The following is a 17295-nucleotide window of genomic DNA, read 5'->3' as shown; positions in this document are numbered from 1 at the left end:
TTAAGCCGTAGCCCCTTCTGCAACCGGAGCGTCCGCACGAGGTGCACGACGCGGACGGTCACTGCGCTCCGGGCGGCTCGACTTAGCGTTTGCCTGCTCGCGAGCGAGTTCCTTGTTGGTGATGTCGCCCTTGTAGATCCAGACCTTCACGCCGATGCGGCCGAAGGTGGTCTTTGCCTCGTAGAAGCCGTAGTCGATGTTCGCGCGGAGCGTGTGCAGTGGCACACGGCCTTCGCGGTAGAACTCCGAACGGCTCATCTCGGCGCCGCCGAGGCGGCCGGAGACCTGGATGCGAACACCCTTGACAGTCGAGACGCGCTGGGCGCCCTGCAGTCCCTTACGCATTGCGCGGCGGAATGCCACACGTGCGGAGAGCTGCTCGGCGATGCCCTGTGCGACCAGCTGAGCGTCAGCCTCGGGGTTCTTGACCTCGAGGATGTTCAGCTGGATCTGCTTGCCAGTGAGCTTCTCGAGGTCTGTGCGAATCCGCTCAGCCTCGGCGCCACGGCGACCGATCACAATGCCCGGACGGGCGGTGTGGATGTCGACGCGGACACGGTCACGGGTGCGCTCGATCTCGATGCGCGAAACACCGGCGCGGTCAAGCGAGGTGCCGAGCAGTCGACGGATCTTGACGTCTTCAGCAACGTAGTCGCTGTAACGCTGGCCAGGCTTGGTGCTGTCGGAAAACCAGCGCGACACGTGGTCGGTGGTGATGCCGAGGCGGAAGCCGTATGGATTTACTTTCTGACCCATTACTTCGTACCCTCCTCAGGAGTGGCGAGCACAACAGTGATGTGGCTGGTGCGCTTCAGAATCTGGAATGCCCGGCCCTGTGCACGCGGCTGGAAGCGCTTGAGGGTCGTACCCTCATCAACGAATGCCTTGGCAATGTACAGGTCCTGCTCGTCGAGGAACTGGTTGTCCTTGTCTGCCTTGACGCGAGCGTTCGCGATGGCAGAAGCAACCAGCTTGTAGACGGGCTCTGATGCACCCTGCGGTGCGAACTTCAGAATGGCCAAGGCCTCAGTGGCCTGCTTTCCGCGGATCATGTTGACGACGCGGCGGGCCTTCATGGGGGTGACGCGGATGTGACGCACTCGTGCGACTGACTCCACCATTTCTCTCCTCCTTTTCGTCACCGCGTTAGCGGCGACGACCCTTCTTGTCATCCTTCACGTGTCCACGGAAGGTGCGGGTGGGTGCAAACTCGCCGAGCTTGTGCCCGACCATCGACTCGGTGATGAACACCGGGATGTGCTTGCGACCGTCGTGCACCGCGATGGTGTGCCCAAGCATGTTGGGGACAATCATCGAACGGCGCGACCAGGTCTTGATGACGTTTTTACTGTTGGCCTCGTTCGCGCGAACCACCTTGCGGAGCAGGTGGTCATCAACGAAGGGGCCCTTCTTAAGACTGCGTGGCATCTTCTACAACTCCTACTTACGCTTCTTGGTGGCGGTACGGCGACGAACGATGAGCTTGTCGCTTTCCTTGTTCGGGTGGCGGGTGCGGCCTTCTTTCTGACCCCACGGGCTGACCGGGTGACGTCCACCGGAGGTCTTGCCCTCACCACCACCGTGCGGGTGGTCGACCGGGTTCATGGCGACACCACGCACTGTCGGGCGGATGCCCTTCCAGCGGCTACGGCCGGCCTTACCCCAGTTGATGTTCGACTGCTCGGCATTGCCGACCTCGCCGATGGTTGCGCGGCAGCGCGCGTCGACGTTGCGGATTTCACCGGACGGCAGGCGGAGCTGCGCGTACGGGCCATCCTTGGCGACGAGTCGAACCGATGCGCCTGCTGAGCGAGCCATCTTGGCGCCTCCACCCGGACGCAATTCGATTGCGTGGATGACGGTACCCGTTGGGATGTTCTTCAGCGGCAGGTTGTTGCCCGGCTTGATGTCAGCGCTTGCGCCCGACTCAACAACGTCGCCCTGTGCGAGCTTGTTGGGAGCGAGAATGTAGCGCTTGGTGCCGTCAACGTAGTGCAGGAGCGCGATGCGCGCCGTGCGGTTGGGGTCGTACTCGATGTGAGCGACGCGGGCGTTGACGCCGTCTTTGTCGTTACGACGGAAGTCGATAACGCGGTACTGGCGCTTGTGGCCACCACCGATGTGACGGGTCGTGATGCGGCCCTGGTTGTTGCGACCACCGGTCTTGGAGAGGGGACGCAGAAGCGACTTCTCCGGGGTCGAGCGGGTGATTTCAGCGAAATCAGCAACGCTCGATCCGCGACGACCAGGTGTCGTGGGCTTGTATTTGCGAATAGCCATAGTTTTTCCTTACGCCCCTTAGCCGACAGCCGTGAAGATGTCGATGGAACCGGACTTGAGCGTCACGATCGCGCGCTTGGTGTCCTTGCGCTTGCCCATACCGAACTTGGTACGACGAGTCTTGCCGGTGCGGTTCAGTGTGTTGACACTTGCGACCTCGACCTTGAAGATCTTCTCGATCGCGAGCTTGATCTCGGTCTTGTTCGAACGCGGGTCGACAACGAAGGTGTACTTACCCTCGTCGATCAGGCCGTAGCTCTTCTCGGAGACCACCGGCGAGATGATGATGTCGCGCGGGTCCTTGTGAATGTTGGACATGACTAGGCCTCCTCAGTGACGTCAGCAGACGAAGCAACAGCCTTGACCGACTTGCCCTTGACCGGACCGGCGACGAAAGCGTCGAACGCGGCCTTGGTGAAGATGATGTCGTCCGAGACGAGAACGTCGTACGCGTTCAGCTGGTCGTAGTTGATGACGTGAACGGTTGGGATGTTGCGGACAGCCTTGTAGCTGAGCACGTCGTCACGCTCGAGAACGATGAGGACGTTCTCCGAGTTCGCAACCTGTGCCAGGTACTCGGTGGTTGCCTTGGTGACACGTTCCTCGGCGACGATGAAGCTCTCCACGACGTGGATACGCTCCCCGCGTGCGCGGTCGGACAGTGCGCCACGGAGGGCAGCAGCAATCATCTTCTTGGGGGTGCGCTGCGAGTAGTCGCGGGGCACTGGTCCGTGAACGATTCCACCACCACGCATCTGAGGGGCGCGGATCGAGCCCTGACGAGCGCGACCTGTTCCCTTCTGCTTGAACGGCTTACGGCCTGCACCGGAAACTTCACCACGACGCTTGGTCTTGTGGGTTCCCTGGCGGGCTGCAGCAAGCTGTGCCACAACGACCTGGTGGATGAGCGGGATGTTGGTCTGGACGTCGAACACCTCTGCGGGAAGATCGACCGTTCCGGTCTTCTTGCCCTTGGTGTCGAGAACGTCGACCGTAGCGATCCGAGTTGCGTCAGTCATAGGACTACGCTCCCTTCACTGCGTTGCGGACGAAAACGATGCGGCCACGAGCGCCGGGAACGGCACCCTTGACGAGCAGCAGGCCCTTCTCGGTGTCGACCGAGTGGACGTGGAGGTTCAGCACGGTGACGCGCTCTCCACCCATGCGACCCGCCATGCGCATGCCCTTGAAGACACGGCTCGGGGTCGACGAAGCACCGATTGAACCGGGCTTGCGGTGGTTGCGGTGTGCACCGTGAGATGCGGAAACACCCTTGAAGTTGTGGCGCTTCATGACACCGGCGAAGCCCTTACCCTTGCTGGTTCCGACGACGTCGACCTTCTGGCCGGCCTCGAAGGTGCCTTCAACGGTGAGTTCCTGGCCGAGCGCGTAGTCGGATGCGTCAGCGGTGCGGACCTCGGTGACGTGACGGCGAGGCGTGACGCCTGCCTTGTCGAAGTGTCCGGCGTCCGGCTTGTTCACCTTGCGCGGGTCGATCTGGCCGTAGGCGATCTGAACCGCGTTGTAGCCGTCAACCTCTGGCGTGCGAATCTGCGTCACAACGTTTGGGGTGATCTCGATAACGGTCACGGGAACGAGCTTGTTGTTCTCGTCCCAGACCTGAGTCATGCCAAGCTTCTTGCCGAGCAGACCCTTGCTGGTCTTGTTCTGCGTAGACATGCGTTCCCTTAGAGCTTGATCTCGATGTTGACGTCGGCAGGCAGGTCGAGTCGCATAAGCGAGTCGACGGCCTTCGGCGTCGGGTCAATGATGTCGATCAGACGCTTGTGGGTGCGCATTTCGAAGTGCTCCCGGCTGTCCTTGTACTTGTGAGGAGAACGGATGACAGCCACCACGTTCTTCTCGGTCGGAAGCGGCACTGGGCCGACAACCGTCGCACCCGCGCGGGTTACTGTGTCGACGATCTTGCGCGCCGAGGTGTCAATGACCTCGTGGTCGTATGACTTAAGTCGAATGCGGATCTTCTGTCCCGCCATGTTTGACTCACTCTCTGTCTTGCGTCTTACGAATTGCTTCGCATTGGACGCGCTTCTTAGCGTTTTGCAACGCTGGGCACCACTTGCTGTCGCACCACTATTTTTCTGTCAAGTCTTTGCCGGCCCCCGCCCCTGGCTCAAGCCGAACGCACAGGTGTACTGACGTTCTGGCCGATGCCAATGTTGGGGGTTGTCGACCAAGTCGATGTTCTGCTGCCCGCGGCCTAGCTCTACTCTCAAAGTGAGGGTGATCTATGCACTACCTGGCAGTGATTCCGGCGCAAAGCACGGAAATGTTGAACTAGACGAGTCTGACAGATTCGATCCCGTTATGCAACCCGGGCGTGTCGCGTTGGGCGTGGCGGAATTCCAGCGCCCGCGCCTCCCTGCGATGCGCAACCGTCAGCTGCACTCCCCAGCCGACGGCCCCTTGAGGGGGGTGGGGCCGCCGGTGGACGTGACCGAGGGGATTCTGTCACGGTTGGGTCCACTTTAGCCAAACATGATGAATCGTCATATACCCCACGCGGCAATGGCTCACCCCAGTACGGGTGACCAGACGGCCATCCGGATCCACCGGGCAGTGCACGCGGACCGGCCATTCGCGGCGACACAAAAGGGGGCCGGGCCCGAGGGGCCCGACCCCCTTCAGGGAATCGTCAGTAGTGAAAAACTACTTGATGATCTTGGTGACGGTACCAGCACCGACGGTGCGGCCACCCTCACGGATTGCGTAGCCGAGGCCCTCTTCCATGGCGATGGGCTGGATCAGCTCAACGGTCATTTCGGTGGTGTCGCCAGGCATGACCATCTCGGTGCCCTCTGGCAGCGTGATGACGCCGGTGACGTCCGTGGTGCGGAAGTAGAACTGCGGGCGGTAGTTCGCGTAGAACGGGTTGTGACGTCCACCCTCTTCCTTGGAAAGGATGTAGGCGGTGCCCTCGAAGTTGGTGTGAGGGGTAACCGAACCCGGCTTCACAACAACCTGTCCACGCTCAACGTCTTCGCGCTTGGTGCCACGAAGAAGAAGACCACAGTTCTCGCCGGCCCATGCCTCGTCGAGCTGCTTGTGGAACATTTCGATACCCGTGACGATGGTCTTCTGCGTCGGGCGGATGCCAACGATTTCGACCTCGGAGTTCAGGGCAAGGGTTCCACGCTCGGCGCGGCCCGTGACAACGGTTCCACGACCGGTGATCGTGAAGACGTCCTCGATCGGCATCAGGAACGGCTTGTCCTTGTCGCGCACCGGGTCAGGAATGTGCGAGTCAGCAGCTTCCATGAGCTCGAGAACCGAGTTGACCCACTTCTCGTCACCCTCGAGAGCCTTGAGGCCCGAAACGCGGATAACGGGAGCGTCGTCGCCGGGGAAGCCCTGGCTCGAGAGAAGCTCACGGACCTCGAGCTCGACGAGCTCAAGGATTTCTTCGTCGTCAACCATGTCGGACTTGTTCAGTGCGACCATGAGGTACGGAACGCCGACCTGCTTCGCGAGCAGAACGTGCTCACGCGTCTGGGCCATCGGGCCGTCGGTTGCTGCAACCACGAGGATTGCGCCGTCCATCTGGGCAGCACCGGTGATCATGTTCTTGATGTAGTCGGCGTGGCCGGGTGCATCAACGTGAGCGTAGTGACGGTTGGGCGTCTCGTACTCGACGTGCGAAATGTTGATCGTGATACCGCGCTGGCGCTCTTCGGGAGCGGAGTCGATCGACGCGAAGTCGCGCTGAACGTTCGTTGCCGAAGGGAACTTGTCAGCAAGCACCTTGGAGATGGCAGCGGTAAGCGTGGTCTTGCCGTGGTCGACGTGACCGATCGTACCGATGTTTACGTGCGGCTTGGTCCGCTCGAACTTGGCCTTAGCCACTATGGTCCTCCTCAGGACTGATGTAGCGACGCCGGGCACTGGATTGCAACCGGTTTACTACGGGGGTTTGTGTTTTTTATGTTACTAGGTCGCGGCTGGGGATATGCCTCCCCAGCCGCAGGGCGATTACTCGCCCTTGCTCTTCTGGATGATCTCCTCGGCGACAGCCTTCGGGACCTCCGCGTAGCTCTCGAATGCCATCGAGTACACGGCACGACCGGAGGTTTTGCTCCTCAGGTCACCGATGTAGCCGAACATTTCAGAGAGCGGGACTTTGGCGGTGATGACCTTCACGCCTGCTGCGTCTTCCATTGCCTGGATCTGGCCGCGGCGTGAGTTGATGTCACCGATGACGTCGCCCATGTACTCCTCGGGAGTGCGCACCTCGACGGCCATGAGCGGCTCAAGAAGAACCGGGTCAGCCTTGCGTGCGGCTTCCTTGAAGCCCATGGAACCCGCGATCTTGAACGCCATTTCTGACGAGTCAACATCGTGAGCCGCGCCGTCAAGCAGGATTGCCTTGACGCCGACGAGCGGGTACCCGGCAAGGATACCGACCTGAAGCGCATCCTGGAAACCAGCATCGATGGAAGGGATGTATTCGCGCGGGATACGTCCACCGGTGACCTTGTTGTCGAACTCGTAGGTCTGGTCAGCGGTGATCTCGAGCGGCTCGAGGCCGAACTGGATCTTCGCGAACTGGCCGGAGCCACCGGTCTGCTTCTTGTGCGTGTAGTCGTGCTTCGGAACCGCGCGGCGGATCGTCTCGCGGTAGGCGACCTGGGGCTTGCCCACGTTTGCCTCAACCTTGAATTCACGCTTCATGCGGTCAACAAGGATGTCGAGGTGAAGCTCGCCCATTCCGTGAATAACGGTCTGGCCGGTCTCCTGGTTCTGCTCAACGCGGAACGTCGGGTCTTCCTCGGCAAGCTTCTGGATAGCTGTTCCCAGCTTCTCCTGGTCCTGCTTCGTCTTCGGCTCGATTGCGACCGAGATGACGGGCTCAGGGAAGGTCATCGACTCGAGCACGACCTGGTTGTTCGGGTCGCACAGGGTGTCACCGGTTGTGGTGTCCTTGAGGCCGATAACCGCGTAGATGTGACCTGCGGTCACGAAGTCCACGGGGTTTTCCTTGTTGGCGTGCATCTGGAAGATCTTGCCGATGCGCTCCTTCTTGCCCTTGGTCGAGTTGATGACCTGGGCACCGGAGTCCAGGCGACCCGAGTACACGCGAATGTACGTGAGGCGACCGAAGAACGGGTGAACAGCAACCTTGAAGGCGAGAGCAGCGAACGGCTCAGCAGCGTCCGGGTGGCGAAGGATGATCTTCTCTTCGTCGCGCGGGTCGCGAGCCTCGGTTGCCGGCACGTCGAGCGGGTTCGGCAGGTAGTCGATGACAGCGTCGAGCATCGGCTGGACGCCGCGGTTCTTGAACGCCGAGCCACAGAGGACCGGGTAGATCTCGCTGTTGACGGTGAGCTTGCGGATCGCGCCCTTGATCTCGGCAACGGTCAGCTCTTCGCCACCGAAGTACTTCTCGAGCAGCGCGTCATCGGTCTCGGCAACGGTCTCGAGGAGGAGCTTGCGGTACTCAGCAGCCTTCTCAACGAGGTCAGCGGGGATCTCTTCGATGGCGTACTTGGCGCCCATCTCGACGTCACCCTTGCTGTCGCCACGCCACGTGAGCGCGCGCATTTCAACGAGGTCGACGACGCCCTCGAAGTCGCTCTCAGCGCCGATGGGCAGCTGGATCACGAGGGGCTTCGCGCCGAGGCGCTTGATGATGGTGTCTACCGTGAAGTAGAAGTCTGCACCGAGCTTGTCCATCTTGTTGACGAAGCAAATGCGCGGAACGTCGTACTTGTCGGCCTGGCGCCAGACGGTCTCGGACTGGGGCTCAACGCCCTCCTTGCCGTCGAACACCGCGACAGCACCGTCGAGGACGCGGAGCGAACGCTCCACCTCGACCGTGAAGTCGACGTGGCCGGGGGTGTCGATGATGTTGATCTGGTTGTCACCCCAGAAACAGGTGGTAGCTGCAGAGGTGATCGTGATGCCACGCTCCTGCTCCTGCTCCATCCAGTCCATCGTGGATGCACCGTCGTGCGTCTCACCGATCTTGTGGTTGACGCCCGTGTAGAACAGGATGCGCTCAGTAGTTGTGGTTTTACCAGCATCAATGTGGGCCATGATGCCAATGTTGCGGACCTTGTTCAGGTCGGTGAGCACGTCAAGTGCCACTGGGTTCCTCCAGGAAGTTTGGTGAGATGAGGGTGAACAGGCGGGCGGATGCCCCGGCACAGGTGCCGGGGCATCCTGCCGCTACTACCAGCGGTAGTGAGCGAATGCCTTGTTCGACTCGGCCATCTTGTGCGTGTCTTCGCGGCGCTTGACCGCGGCACCGAGGCCGTTTGATGCGTCGAGAATCTCGTTCATGAGACGCTCTGTCATTGTCTTTTCGCGACGACCCTTTGCGTAGCTGGTGAGCCAGCGGAGAGCGAGGGTGTTTGCGCGGTGCGGCTTGACTTCGATCGGCACCTGATAGGTCGATCCACCGACACGGCGTGACCGGACCTCGAGGGTCGGACGAACGTTGTCGAGCGCCTTCTTCAGTGTGACGACGGCGTCCTGGCCGTTCTTTGCCGAAACGCCTTCGAGCGCGGTGTAAACAATGCGCTCTGCGAGGCCCTTCTTGCCGTCAACAAGAATCTTGTTGACGAGCTGGCTGACGATCGGTGCGCCGTAGACGGGGTCTGCGACGACGGGGCGCTTTGGTGCTGGTCCCTTACGAGGCATTACTTCTTCTCCATCTTTGCGCCGTAGCGGCTGCGAGCCTGCTTGCGGTTCTTCACGGCCTGCGTGTCAAGTGCGCCACGGATGATCTTGTAACGGACACCAGGAAGGTCCTTCACACGTCCACCACGAACCAGGACCATCGAGTGCTCCTGGAGGTTGTGGCCTTCACCTGGGATGTAGGCGGTGACCTCGGTGCCGTTGGAGAGCTTCACACGAGCGACCTTGCGCATCGCCGAGTTCGGCTTCTTCGGGGTTGTGGTGTACACACGGGTGCAAACGCCACGCTGCTGGGGGTTGGCCTTAAGAGCGGGAGCCTTGGTCTTGGTGACCTTCGGCGTGCGACCCTTACGGACCAACTGCTGAATAGTTGGCACTACTTCTCCTTGTTTGTGCTGCACGGTGACAGCGGCAATGTTGCTAGCATTCGCGCGAGGCGAGTTCAATGGACCCACCGGCAGCGCAGAGGAGCGCTGCTTTTGGTGTGGTGGGTATGCCGTGGGAGCCGGCGCTTATGGCAATCCGACCCAGTGTGTGAGAGTTGCCTGACCTCAAGCGGACCGTTTCGGGCTCGAGTTAAGAGCGCGACAAAGCGCACACCCCTAAATACTACCCGGGGGTAGCTCCCCGGTCAAGCGAACGGCCTCCCCCGCCGGGGCCTCGAGCGCGCCGGCGGCGCGCCACGCACGAACCGGCCACGGCCACAGTTCGGCAACTGCGGTCGTGGCCGATTCGGGGGCGCAGCGGGCTGCGCGGGATGCACTCAGGCAGGCAGATCTAGGGCACGTAGACGAATGTGGGTCCGTCCTCGCCGAACGCCTCGACGTAGCCGTCGACGTCGAAGGGGAAGGTCTCGGTTGCGATCCGCCCGGTTGCGCCGGACAACGGGTCCCTCGCGTCAGCGCCGGCCTGGGCACTGCCGTCGGTGTCGGTGGAGACAGGCCAGGTGCCATCGGCGAATTCACCAATGGAGAACGCTGGCCTGGTCACCGTCCACGTGAAGTTCGAGAGTTCGTATCCCTCCGAATTCGTCGCCCAGAACGGGCACCCGGTCGGGGCAAGCTCCTTCGAGGCGACGCATGCGTCAAGCCACGCGTTGACAGCGTCCGTGGCTGCTGTCGTCCCCTCTTCGGTCAGCGCGATCTCGAGCGTCGGCGCCTCGGCGGCGTCTGCTTCAACGCCGAACCCGACGACGGATGCCTGCAGGTCCTCTGCGCTGTACCAGGCGTTGTCCCCGCCCAGAGCGACCGGGTACGTGCCGGGGAGCGCGCGAAGCGTGTAGACACCGTCATCCTTTTTCAGTTCGGAGACGTCGACCCCTGCGACCTCGACGACCGCGTCGTCCGGTGCGTTGATACCGACCGCGATGCTCGAGAGCGGCGGGGACTCGAGCTGCCAGTTGTCGAAGAAAACGGCGTCCTTGCCCTGCTTGACCAGCGTGAATTCCTGGTCGTACTTCTCGCCGGCCTGGGTGATGCTCGCCGTCACAGTGGCGGTGTCGCCCTCGACAGCGACCTCGCCGAGCGTGTACCTGGTGATGCGGTCGTCGGCTTCGGCGTACGCCTTCTTGGTGAGCAGAAGATCGGTCTTCTCGACCTTGGTGTCTGACACCTCGAACGCACCAGCCACGTCGCCCGTCTTGAGCGCGTCGAGATAGGCCTTCACCTCGAGTTCGGGTGCGTGGGCCGATGCCCCGACATTGAATGCCACGATGCCGCCGACCCCGAGGAGGACGACAGCCGTGCCTCCCGCGATCCACGGCACGAGGCTCTTCTTTTTCCTCGGAACCGCTGGATTTGACGGGGCGCCGGCGGGGTATGCAGCGGTCGGGGGCTGTGGGGGGTACCCCGCTCCGCCGGCTGGCTGACCGGTCGGGCCACCAGTGATCGGTGCCTGCTGAGGGTAAGCCGCCGGGCCTCGGTCATCGATGCGCGGCGTGGGCTGGCCCTGCTGGCCAAACTGCGGAGAGCCAGGCTGCGGAGTTGGCTGCTGCGGAGCTGGCTGCTGCGGAGAGGCAGGCTGCGGAGCTGGCTGCTGCACCGGCAGTGCGGGAGCGGCCGGGGTCGAGAACTGCTGCGAGAACTGCTGCGGGGGCTGCTGGGCCGGGTACGGCTGCTGCTGCCCTGCGTGCGGCGGGTACGACGACTGCTGCCCTGCGTGCGGCTGGGTCGGCTGCTCCCCATGGGGCTGGGCTGGCTGCTGACCGGGCTGCGGGGCCTGCGGCTGTCCCCACGGGTTCGGCTCAGCGGGCTGGCCCCACGGATTCTGCTGTCCTGTGTTGTCGTTTGTCATGTCTCCCCGATTGATGGCGTGCGACTGCAGCGCAAGCCTATCGACGGGGCGTGCTCGGTACGTTGGGCACAAGTCCCCATCTTCAGGGGGGTCACGCACAGAGTTCGCGGGGCGGATGCCACGGGAGCGTTGAGAGAACCGCAACGGCGCGCGTCCGGCCGTGTCACCAGGAGGGCGGCGAGTCCAACTCGAGCGTCAGGTCGGCGAGGAGAGCCTCGATCTGGGGCTCGACATAGAGCGCGACAGCCGCCAGAATCCGCTCGCGATGGGGCTCGATCGCCAGACAGACGAGCTTGCCGGCGTGGATCGCACACTCGTCTGCGAGCCGGATTTCTGTGCGAAGCGCAGCCTTCTCTTCCTCAGACAGGGGCGCGGGGAGCGCTTCAGGTTCCGGCACTTCCTGCCCGGCGAGACCAGCGAGGGTGAACAGGTATGGCTCCCCCGGTACCGGGTCGGGGTCGACGGGAAGGCCGTCGTACTCCGGCTCGAGTCCGCGGTCCGGCCGGTACGACCGCGCCTTGCTCTCTTCAGCGGCCTTCAGTTCCCGCTGGAGGAGCGGGAGATTACGCTCCGTGTACTCATCGACGACCTCGTCGACGATGGCCTTGATCCTGGTCGACAGGCCGTGCTGGACGGTGTGCGGAACGTCACGGTCGAGTCCGACGGCCGCCATGACCGGAGAGCCGAAGCAGCGACGGCACAGTCGTGTCCGCCCGCGGTGGGTCGACGGTCGCCATCGTGGCAGCCACTCGAGCCACGCGTCGACCGCCTGACTCACCCTCGTGTCGAGCGACCGATCCATGATTCAGAGGTTACCGCCCTACTTCTCCCACGGCCACAGGGGGCGCGCCGGATGAGCACCACCGGCAGCCAGGATGAGGGCAAAGGCGACGTAGACGACAGCCGCGAGGACGCCGACCGCCACTCCGTAAAGCCGCAGGATCGCATCCGCAGCAAACAGCATCCCGGCGAACAGCTGATCGGCCGCTGCCGCGTAGAGCATCGAGCCAACGAGCACGTATGCCGCCCAGGCAAAGATCCCGGTCGAGACGGCGCGCCCCAGCGGAACCCGCACAGGGTCACCGACTGACGCTTCGGCCGAGCGCCGCACGGCGGCCTCGTACTGCCGGGCAGCACCGAGAAGGGCGACGAGGACAACAGCGACGGCCGCCGCGGTCGCCGCAGGCCCGACCAGGGGTCCGGCGTCGGGCCTGGCGACGACCTCGGTGTCAGTCAGCAGGCTGATGAATCCGAAAGCGCAGACGACGAGCGCGAAGTACGTGAACGTTGCGAAGACGGACAATACGTACGAATACGGCGTCGGTCTGCTGTCTTCGGGTGGCTCTGGAACTGGCATCACCGGTCAGCCCAGTCTCACCCGGACCCGGTACTCGCCGAACCTGATGTCGACGCCGGGCGCCAGTGGAGTGGGAACCTCCGGAATGCACGGAGTGAGGCTGCCGTCCGCCGCGACGAGGAATGTCCCGTTTGTTGAGTTCAGGTCGACGACCCAGGCACCGTCCGCTGAGAGCCCGAGCGCCGCATGCGTCTTCGACACGCTTCGCTCGACGTCGTGGAGCCGGGCGAGGACGCTGGCCGGGTACCAAGCCTGGTGCAGCGGATCACGGCCAACGACGAGGCCACCGGCGAGCGGAAGGACTGTACCGTCGGGGAGCACCAGACTCGGGGAAGTTCCAGCTTCTTCGTCGTGGTTGGGTCCGGGAGCGGCAGCCTGTGGTGTCGGTGCTGGAGGGAACTCCGGCTTGGCGACGGGAACGACGGCCGGGAAGTCGGAGGACGGCACTGTGTCAGGGTCGAAGTTCATGCCGGGGGGCATGCCGATCTTGAACTTGGCCGGCTCAGGTTCTGCCCCAACGCTCGCACCGGGGGCGACGTTCCTGGCGTCGGGCGCTGGCACTGCCGGCACCACTGGCACGGGCACCCCGGGCGCGGGAGGCGCCGGAGGCGCCGGAGGCGCGACAGGGATACCGGCTTCGGACACGGGAGGGGCGTCGATCGGCGGAAGAGGAGGCCTCGGCGGAATGGGATTGCCGTTCCACCGGTCGGGGAGTTCCGAACCGTTCGTCATTTCTGGTTCTCCCCCTTCGCGCGTCTGCCCGGCCTGCCCTGAACTGCCGCCGGTCGCACTGAGCCCGTTTTCCTCGAACTCACGCGGAACCTGCTGAGTTGACGGCGCCACCAGCCTACAGCGGCAGCGGCGGCGAGCGACGACTGGCCAGACGCCTGCCACAGTTCGTCCACATGCTCGTCGGTCGCGTCAACTCCCGCGAAGACGGCCTCGTCGGCGCCGTCCGCGAGACGGGTCAGAACGCTGCCGGCGTCCTCACCCTGGCTCGCCGCGACATCCGTAGCGTCGCCCTGGGTCGTGGTCGCAGAGGCGACCTGTGCGGTCAGGTCCCTGGCAAGCATGCCGCGGGTCCCCACGGCCGGAACGCTGAAGCCCAGCTCAGTGAAGCTGTCGAGTGCTTCGTCCCACGCGCCCGCAGCACGCGCGTCGGCCGTCGCGGCCTCACGCCGCCTCTTCCTGCGCCTCGATTTGATCAGGGCGATCAGAAGGAGGGGAACCAGGTAGAGCACGAGCGGGATGCCGACGATCCACAGGATGGCGACGAGCCAGCCGGGAAGCTCGAACGCGTCATCGTCCTTCTTCTCGTCGTCGCTGTCGTTGATGTCGACGTTGGTGAGGAGGTCCTCGGCCTGCTTCTCGGCCCGGGGCGGTTGCCGCACCTGCGGCTGCGGTTCGGTCTTGGGCTTGGGGTTCTGGTCCTGTGGGATTTCCTTCTCGTCCGGTGTCGGCTGGAATGAGATCCAGCCAACGCCGTCGAACGGCACCTCAACCCACGCCGTGATGTCTTCACCGGTGATCGTGACCTCGGCACCGTCCTCGACGTTCTCGGGCGCGAAGCCCATCACCACGCGCGCGGGATAGCCGAGCGACCGCGCCATGAGCGCGAATGCCGCCGCGAACTGTTCCTCGTCGCCGATCATCTGGTTGCGGGTGAACAGCTCCTCGATGCGGTCAGCACCGTGCCCGGCGCGGGAGGGGACGGCGTCGGATGCCAGGCCGTGGCTGAGGAACCCGTTGACCTTGAGCTGGCGCTCAACCTCGCGCAGCTGGCCGATCGGGCCCGTCGCCGTTCCGACGTACTCCGCCGCCTTCGCTGCAACGACGTCGGGGACGCGGTCGACCGCCGGCAGTGTGACGTTCGCGGTCGGCACGTTTTCCAGCGCCTCGTCTGAGTAGGCATCCTGAATGTCGGCGTCGAAGCTGTAGCTGTAGCCCTTGTCGACCCCCGAGGTCAGCACCGTCGTGGCTGTGGAGGCGTTGTAGCGGAGATCCTGTGTCTTGTCTTCAGGCTCGGTCGGGAGCGTCAGCCGGGTGGGGTATCCCACCATCGGCAGCCAGACTCCGGAGTAGGCCTCGACCGACACCGTGACCGTTCGCGAGGACTCCGAGACGAGCAGGGGCGCCTCGGGCATGCTCTCGCCGACCAGACTGAACGAGCCGGAGCCGCCGGTCTGGGCTTCGGGGCCGGCCACGTCCCAGAGCCTGCCGTCGTAGGTGTCCATGACGGCGAGACGGACCTTGTCCGCGGCAGTGAGCCCCGTGACCTTGAGCAGCTCGGACTCGCCGAGGTCCTTCGTGTACTTGCGGAATCCGGCCAGCGGGCTCGGGTAATCCTGCGGGTCGAACGGCGGCACGACCTTCTCGCGCAGCACGAACCGCGCTTCGGGAGCGGGAACGAGCGCCGATCCGGCGAGGCCGGTGACGAGTGTCGCTGCGACGACGATGATCGCCGTGCCAATGAGCTTGTTCTTGTTCAGTCCCTTGCGTTCGGAGAGGCTTGCGTTGTGTGCTGCGCCCTTTCGCCAGCCGAGCCAGACGAGGGCGATCACGGCGAACGCGATGCCGCGAACGTTCGCGAGGAACGGTGTCTGGGTGCCGATGAGCGTGCCCATGACGTACAGCACGATCGGGCCGGTCAGGAGGACGGCGAGCCTGCCGGGACTGCGGTCGTGCCGCGGCATCCACCGCAGCACGAGCACGGCGGACACCAGTCCGACGAGCCAGCCCGCGACATAGGGCAGAACTGTGATGTAGTCGGGTGCGCCGACGGGTGCGGCGAGGGTGACGATGTCAGCCCAGCCGAAGACGGCGCCGAGCGCGAGCCCGCGGAGCGTTGTGAGGGTGGGGATCACGCCGAACAACGCGTATCCCGGCATCGCGAGGGCACTGCCGAGGACGAAGTAGGCGACGATGGCGGCGAGTGCCGTGACGAAGGCGTTGAGCCGGAATCGGTGGGCGAGGTAGCCGGCGCCCGTTCCGACCAGCACACCGCCGAAGCCGGCGAGGAGATAACCGGGTTCACCGAACGCCGGGGCGAATCCCCAGATGCCGATCAGTGACAGCACGGTGACGACGGCCAGGTCGCGCCACGTCGCATTCGTCACGGTTCCCCGGGGAAGCGGTGGACGGGGGGCGCGAGGTGGCCTGGGTTCGCGGGGAGCTGTCGCGGCCTTGCCAGCCTTGGGCGTTTTGCCTGTCTTGGGCGTTTTGCCCGGCTTGGACGCTTTGGGCGCCTTGGCGGGCCTGCCACCCGTGTCCCCGGCAGGAGCAGGCGGCGGCGTCACCGGCCGGGACGTCCTGTCGTCGATGGGCTCGCTCATACTGCCCTCGCCATCACTCGGGGCAGGTCGGAGAGCGCGCCGATGGTAATGATCGCGAGGCCAGCGACATCCTGGATCCTTGCCCGTGCGCCGGTTTCAATCCGAAGCGCCAGAACGTTGGTCTCGCCGCCGAACAGTCGCTGGATCGCACGATAGTCAGTCGCGTCCATGAGCGACCCGGCGACGATGACGACGACGCTCGGTGGTGGGAGCCGCTTGGTCGCTTCCCTGGCGAAGTCCCTCGCGGATGCCGTCGAACCGGCGATCGACTCGATCCGGCACGTGTCGTCGAGCAGCGACGTCACGGAGTGCGTCTTCAGGATCCGGTCTTCCGTCACAACGCTGATCTGCGTGCCGTCGCGGATCACCTGTGAGCCAATGGATGCCGTCACCGACACCGCGAGTTCGAACTCGTCGTCGCTCGCGTAATAGCGCGTGTCACTCGACGTGATGATGGTCAGCTGGCTGCGCCGCGATTCTTCGAATTGCCGCACCATAAGCTGCCCCGTGCGGGCGGAGGTACGCCAGTGCACGTAGCGGACGTCGTCGCCGGTGACGTAGGCGCGCAGCGCGTGGAACGAAATGTCGTTGTTCGTGATCTTCTTGGTGACCTGGCCCTCGAGGTCGCGGACCAATCCGGCTGCTGTCGGGTGCAGCCGTGTGGTCACCGGGTGCACGAACAACTCGATCTGATCGGTCCACCGAACAGCCCTGCGGAAAAGTCCGAGTTGGTCGCCGCGCACCGAGATCGCGGGACCGGCGAGAATCACGGCGCGGCGGTTCGTCGGCACCGCGAAGAGTTCCTCGGTGTCCTCGCCGGGCTGGAGACCGCCGATGGCGAATTCGGCGAGTCCCTCCCCCACCGGCACTTCGAGCGTTGTCGCGGTCGACGGACGTTTGCCAACGTTGGTCACGAGCACACGGCCGATGGCACGGTCACCAACGGTCACGCGGCGCGGGTTGAGTTCGATGTCGATGGAGTAGCTGGATCGCCCAATGAGGAAGAACAGGGCGACGACAACGGCGACCAGAAGGGTGAGTCCGATGAACGTCAGCTCCGGCCAGCCGAGCAGGATTCCCGCGACGAGTGCAGCGACACCAGAGAGAAGCACGAGCGCGCCGAGGCCCGAGACGACCTCGAGGTACGGTGCGATCAGCCGCCAGCTCGCGCGCCCGAGTCGCACGATCAAACGCCCGACGGCGCCGGCGCCCGCTCGGAAGGATTCCGCGACCGGTGCGAGGGCGCTGAGCCGTTTCTTCTTCTGCGGAGGCAGCACGAATTCCGGGGTCGCCTCGACACCGGCCACGTCAGGTGCCGGTGCGTGCGCCGGTGCGACCGGAGGTGCGTCGAGGCTCGTCGTCATGGGGAGAAGTGCG

The 17295-nt window shown here is 64.1% G+C and carries 18 protein-coding genes; all 18 read right to left on the bottom strand.

Going from position 1 to position 17295, the window contains the following annotated elements:
- The 18 genes from rpsC to AC1C2N_RS13370 all read right to left on the bottom strand — a co-directional run bounded on the left by rpsC (window position 1) and on the right by AC1C2N_RS13370 (window position 17282).
- Window positions 1–756, bottom strand: coding sequence for a 30S ribosomal protein S3 (gene rpsC / locus AC1C2N_RS13455; RefSeq protein ID WP_108391773.1), 756 nt, complete (start codon window positions 754–756; stop codon window positions 1–3).
- The gene (rplV, locus tag AC1C2N_RS13450; protein ID WP_108391774.1) at window positions 756–1121 is read right to left on the bottom strand and encodes a 50S ribosomal protein L22; all 366 of its coding nucleotides are present in this window, start codon (window positions 1119–1121) and stop codon (window positions 756–758) included. Before rplV ends, rpsC begins: the two co-directional genes overlap by 1 nt.
- A gap of 25 nt (window positions 1122–1146) precedes the next feature.
- Window positions 1147–1428 carry a 30S ribosomal protein S19 gene (gene rpsS / locus AC1C2N_RS13445; RefSeq protein ID WP_108391775.1) on the bottom strand — a complete coding sequence of 94 codons (282 nt, stop codon included), beginning with the start codon at window positions 1426–1428 and terminating at the stop codon, window positions 1147–1149.
- A gap of 12 nt (window positions 1429–1440) precedes the next feature.
- Window positions 1441–2280, bottom strand: coding sequence for a 50S ribosomal protein L2 (gene rplB, locus AC1C2N_RS13440; protein WP_416279217.1), 840 nt, complete (start codon window positions 2278–2280; stop codon window positions 1441–1443).
- 18 nt (window positions 2281–2298) lie between these two features.
- Window positions 2299–2598, bottom strand: a complete 300-nt coding sequence (gene rplW, locus AC1C2N_RS13435; RefSeq protein ID WP_108391777.1) for a 50S ribosomal protein L23 — start codon at window positions 2596–2598, stop codon at window positions 2299–2301.
- Between the two features lie 2 nt (window positions 2599–2600).
- Window positions 2601–3299 carry a 50S ribosomal protein L4 gene (rplD, locus tag AC1C2N_RS13430; protein ID WP_483404884.1) on the bottom strand — a complete coding sequence of 233 codons (699 nt, stop codon included), beginning with the start codon at window positions 3297–3299 and terminating at the stop codon, window positions 2601–2603.
- A gap of 4 nt (window positions 3300–3303) precedes the next feature.
- A complete protein-coding gene (rplC, locus tag AC1C2N_RS13425; RefSeq protein WP_108391779.1) occupies window positions 3304–3960 on the bottom strand; it encodes a 50S ribosomal protein L3 in 657 nt (218 codons plus the stop codon).
- 8 nt (window positions 3961–3968) lie between these two features.
- Complete coding sequence (gene rpsJ / locus AC1C2N_RS13420; RefSeq protein ID WP_022895514.1) at window positions 3969–4277, bottom strand: 30S ribosomal protein S10; 309 nt, start codon at window positions 4275–4277, stop codon at window positions 3969–3971.
- A 673-nt stretch (window positions 4278–4950) separates the two neighbouring features.
- Complete coding sequence (tuf, locus tag AC1C2N_RS13415) at window positions 4951–6144, bottom strand: elongation factor Tu (protein ID WP_483404885.1); 1194 nt, start codon at window positions 6142–6144, stop codon at window positions 4951–4953.
- 126 nt (window positions 6145–6270) lie between these two features.
- A complete protein-coding gene (gene fusA, locus AC1C2N_RS13410; protein WP_483404886.1) occupies window positions 6271–8385 on the bottom strand; it encodes an elongation factor G in 2115 nt (704 codons plus the stop codon).
- 84 nt (window positions 8386–8469) lie between these two features.
- A complete protein-coding gene (gene rpsG, locus AC1C2N_RS13405; protein WP_108391782.1) occupies window positions 8470–8940 on the bottom strand; it encodes a 30S ribosomal protein S7 in 471 nt (156 codons plus the stop codon).
- The gene (gene rpsL, locus AC1C2N_RS13400) at window positions 8940–9314 is read right to left on the bottom strand and encodes a 30S ribosomal protein S12 (RefSeq protein WP_108391783.1); all 375 of its coding nucleotides are present in this window, start codon (window positions 9312–9314) and stop codon (window positions 8940–8942) included. The genes rpsG and rpsL overlap by 1 nt, the downstream gene beginning before the upstream one ends.
- A gap of 400 nt (window positions 9315–9714) precedes the next feature.
- Window positions 9715–11229 (bottom strand): zinc ribbon domain-containing protein, encoded by a 1515-nt coding sequence (locus AC1C2N_RS13395; RefSeq protein WP_495434270.1) that lies wholly within the window; start codon window positions 11227–11229, stop codon window positions 9715–9717.
- A gap of 163 nt (window positions 11230–11392) precedes the next feature.
- Window positions 11393–12031, bottom strand: a complete 639-nt coding sequence (locus AC1C2N_RS13390; protein ID WP_483404888.1) for a spermidine/putrescine ABC transporter substrate-binding protein — start codon at window positions 12029–12031, stop codon at window positions 11393–11395.
- Between the two features lie 18 nt (window positions 12032–12049).
- Complete coding sequence (locus AC1C2N_RS13385; protein ID WP_495434269.1) at window positions 12050–12586, bottom strand: DUF6121 family protein; 537 nt, start codon at window positions 12584–12586, stop codon at window positions 12050–12052.
- 6 nt (window positions 12587–12592) lie between these two features.
- Window positions 12593–13318, bottom strand: a complete 726-nt coding sequence (locus tag AC1C2N_RS13380; RefSeq protein WP_495434268.1) for an FHA domain-containing protein — start codon at window positions 13316–13318, stop codon at window positions 12593–12595.
- Window positions 13315–15918, bottom strand: a complete 2604-nt coding sequence (locus AC1C2N_RS13375; protein ID WP_483404891.1) for a transglutaminase TgpA family protein — start codon at window positions 15916–15918, stop codon at window positions 13315–13317. Before AC1C2N_RS13375 ends, AC1C2N_RS13380 begins: the two co-directional genes overlap by 4 nt.
- Window positions 15915–17282, bottom strand: coding sequence for a DUF58 domain-containing protein (locus AC1C2N_RS13370; protein ID WP_483404892.1), 1368 nt, complete (start codon window positions 17280–17282; stop codon window positions 15915–15917). Before AC1C2N_RS13370 ends, AC1C2N_RS13375 begins: the two co-directional genes overlap by 4 nt.
- Between the last annotated feature and the right edge of the window lie 13 nt (window positions 17283–17295).

Source organism: Mycetocola sp. Y791, from assembly GCF_059445325.1.
The sequence above is the reverse complement of the archived record's forward strand: the minus strand, read 5'-3'. Positions and strand labels throughout refer to the sequence as shown.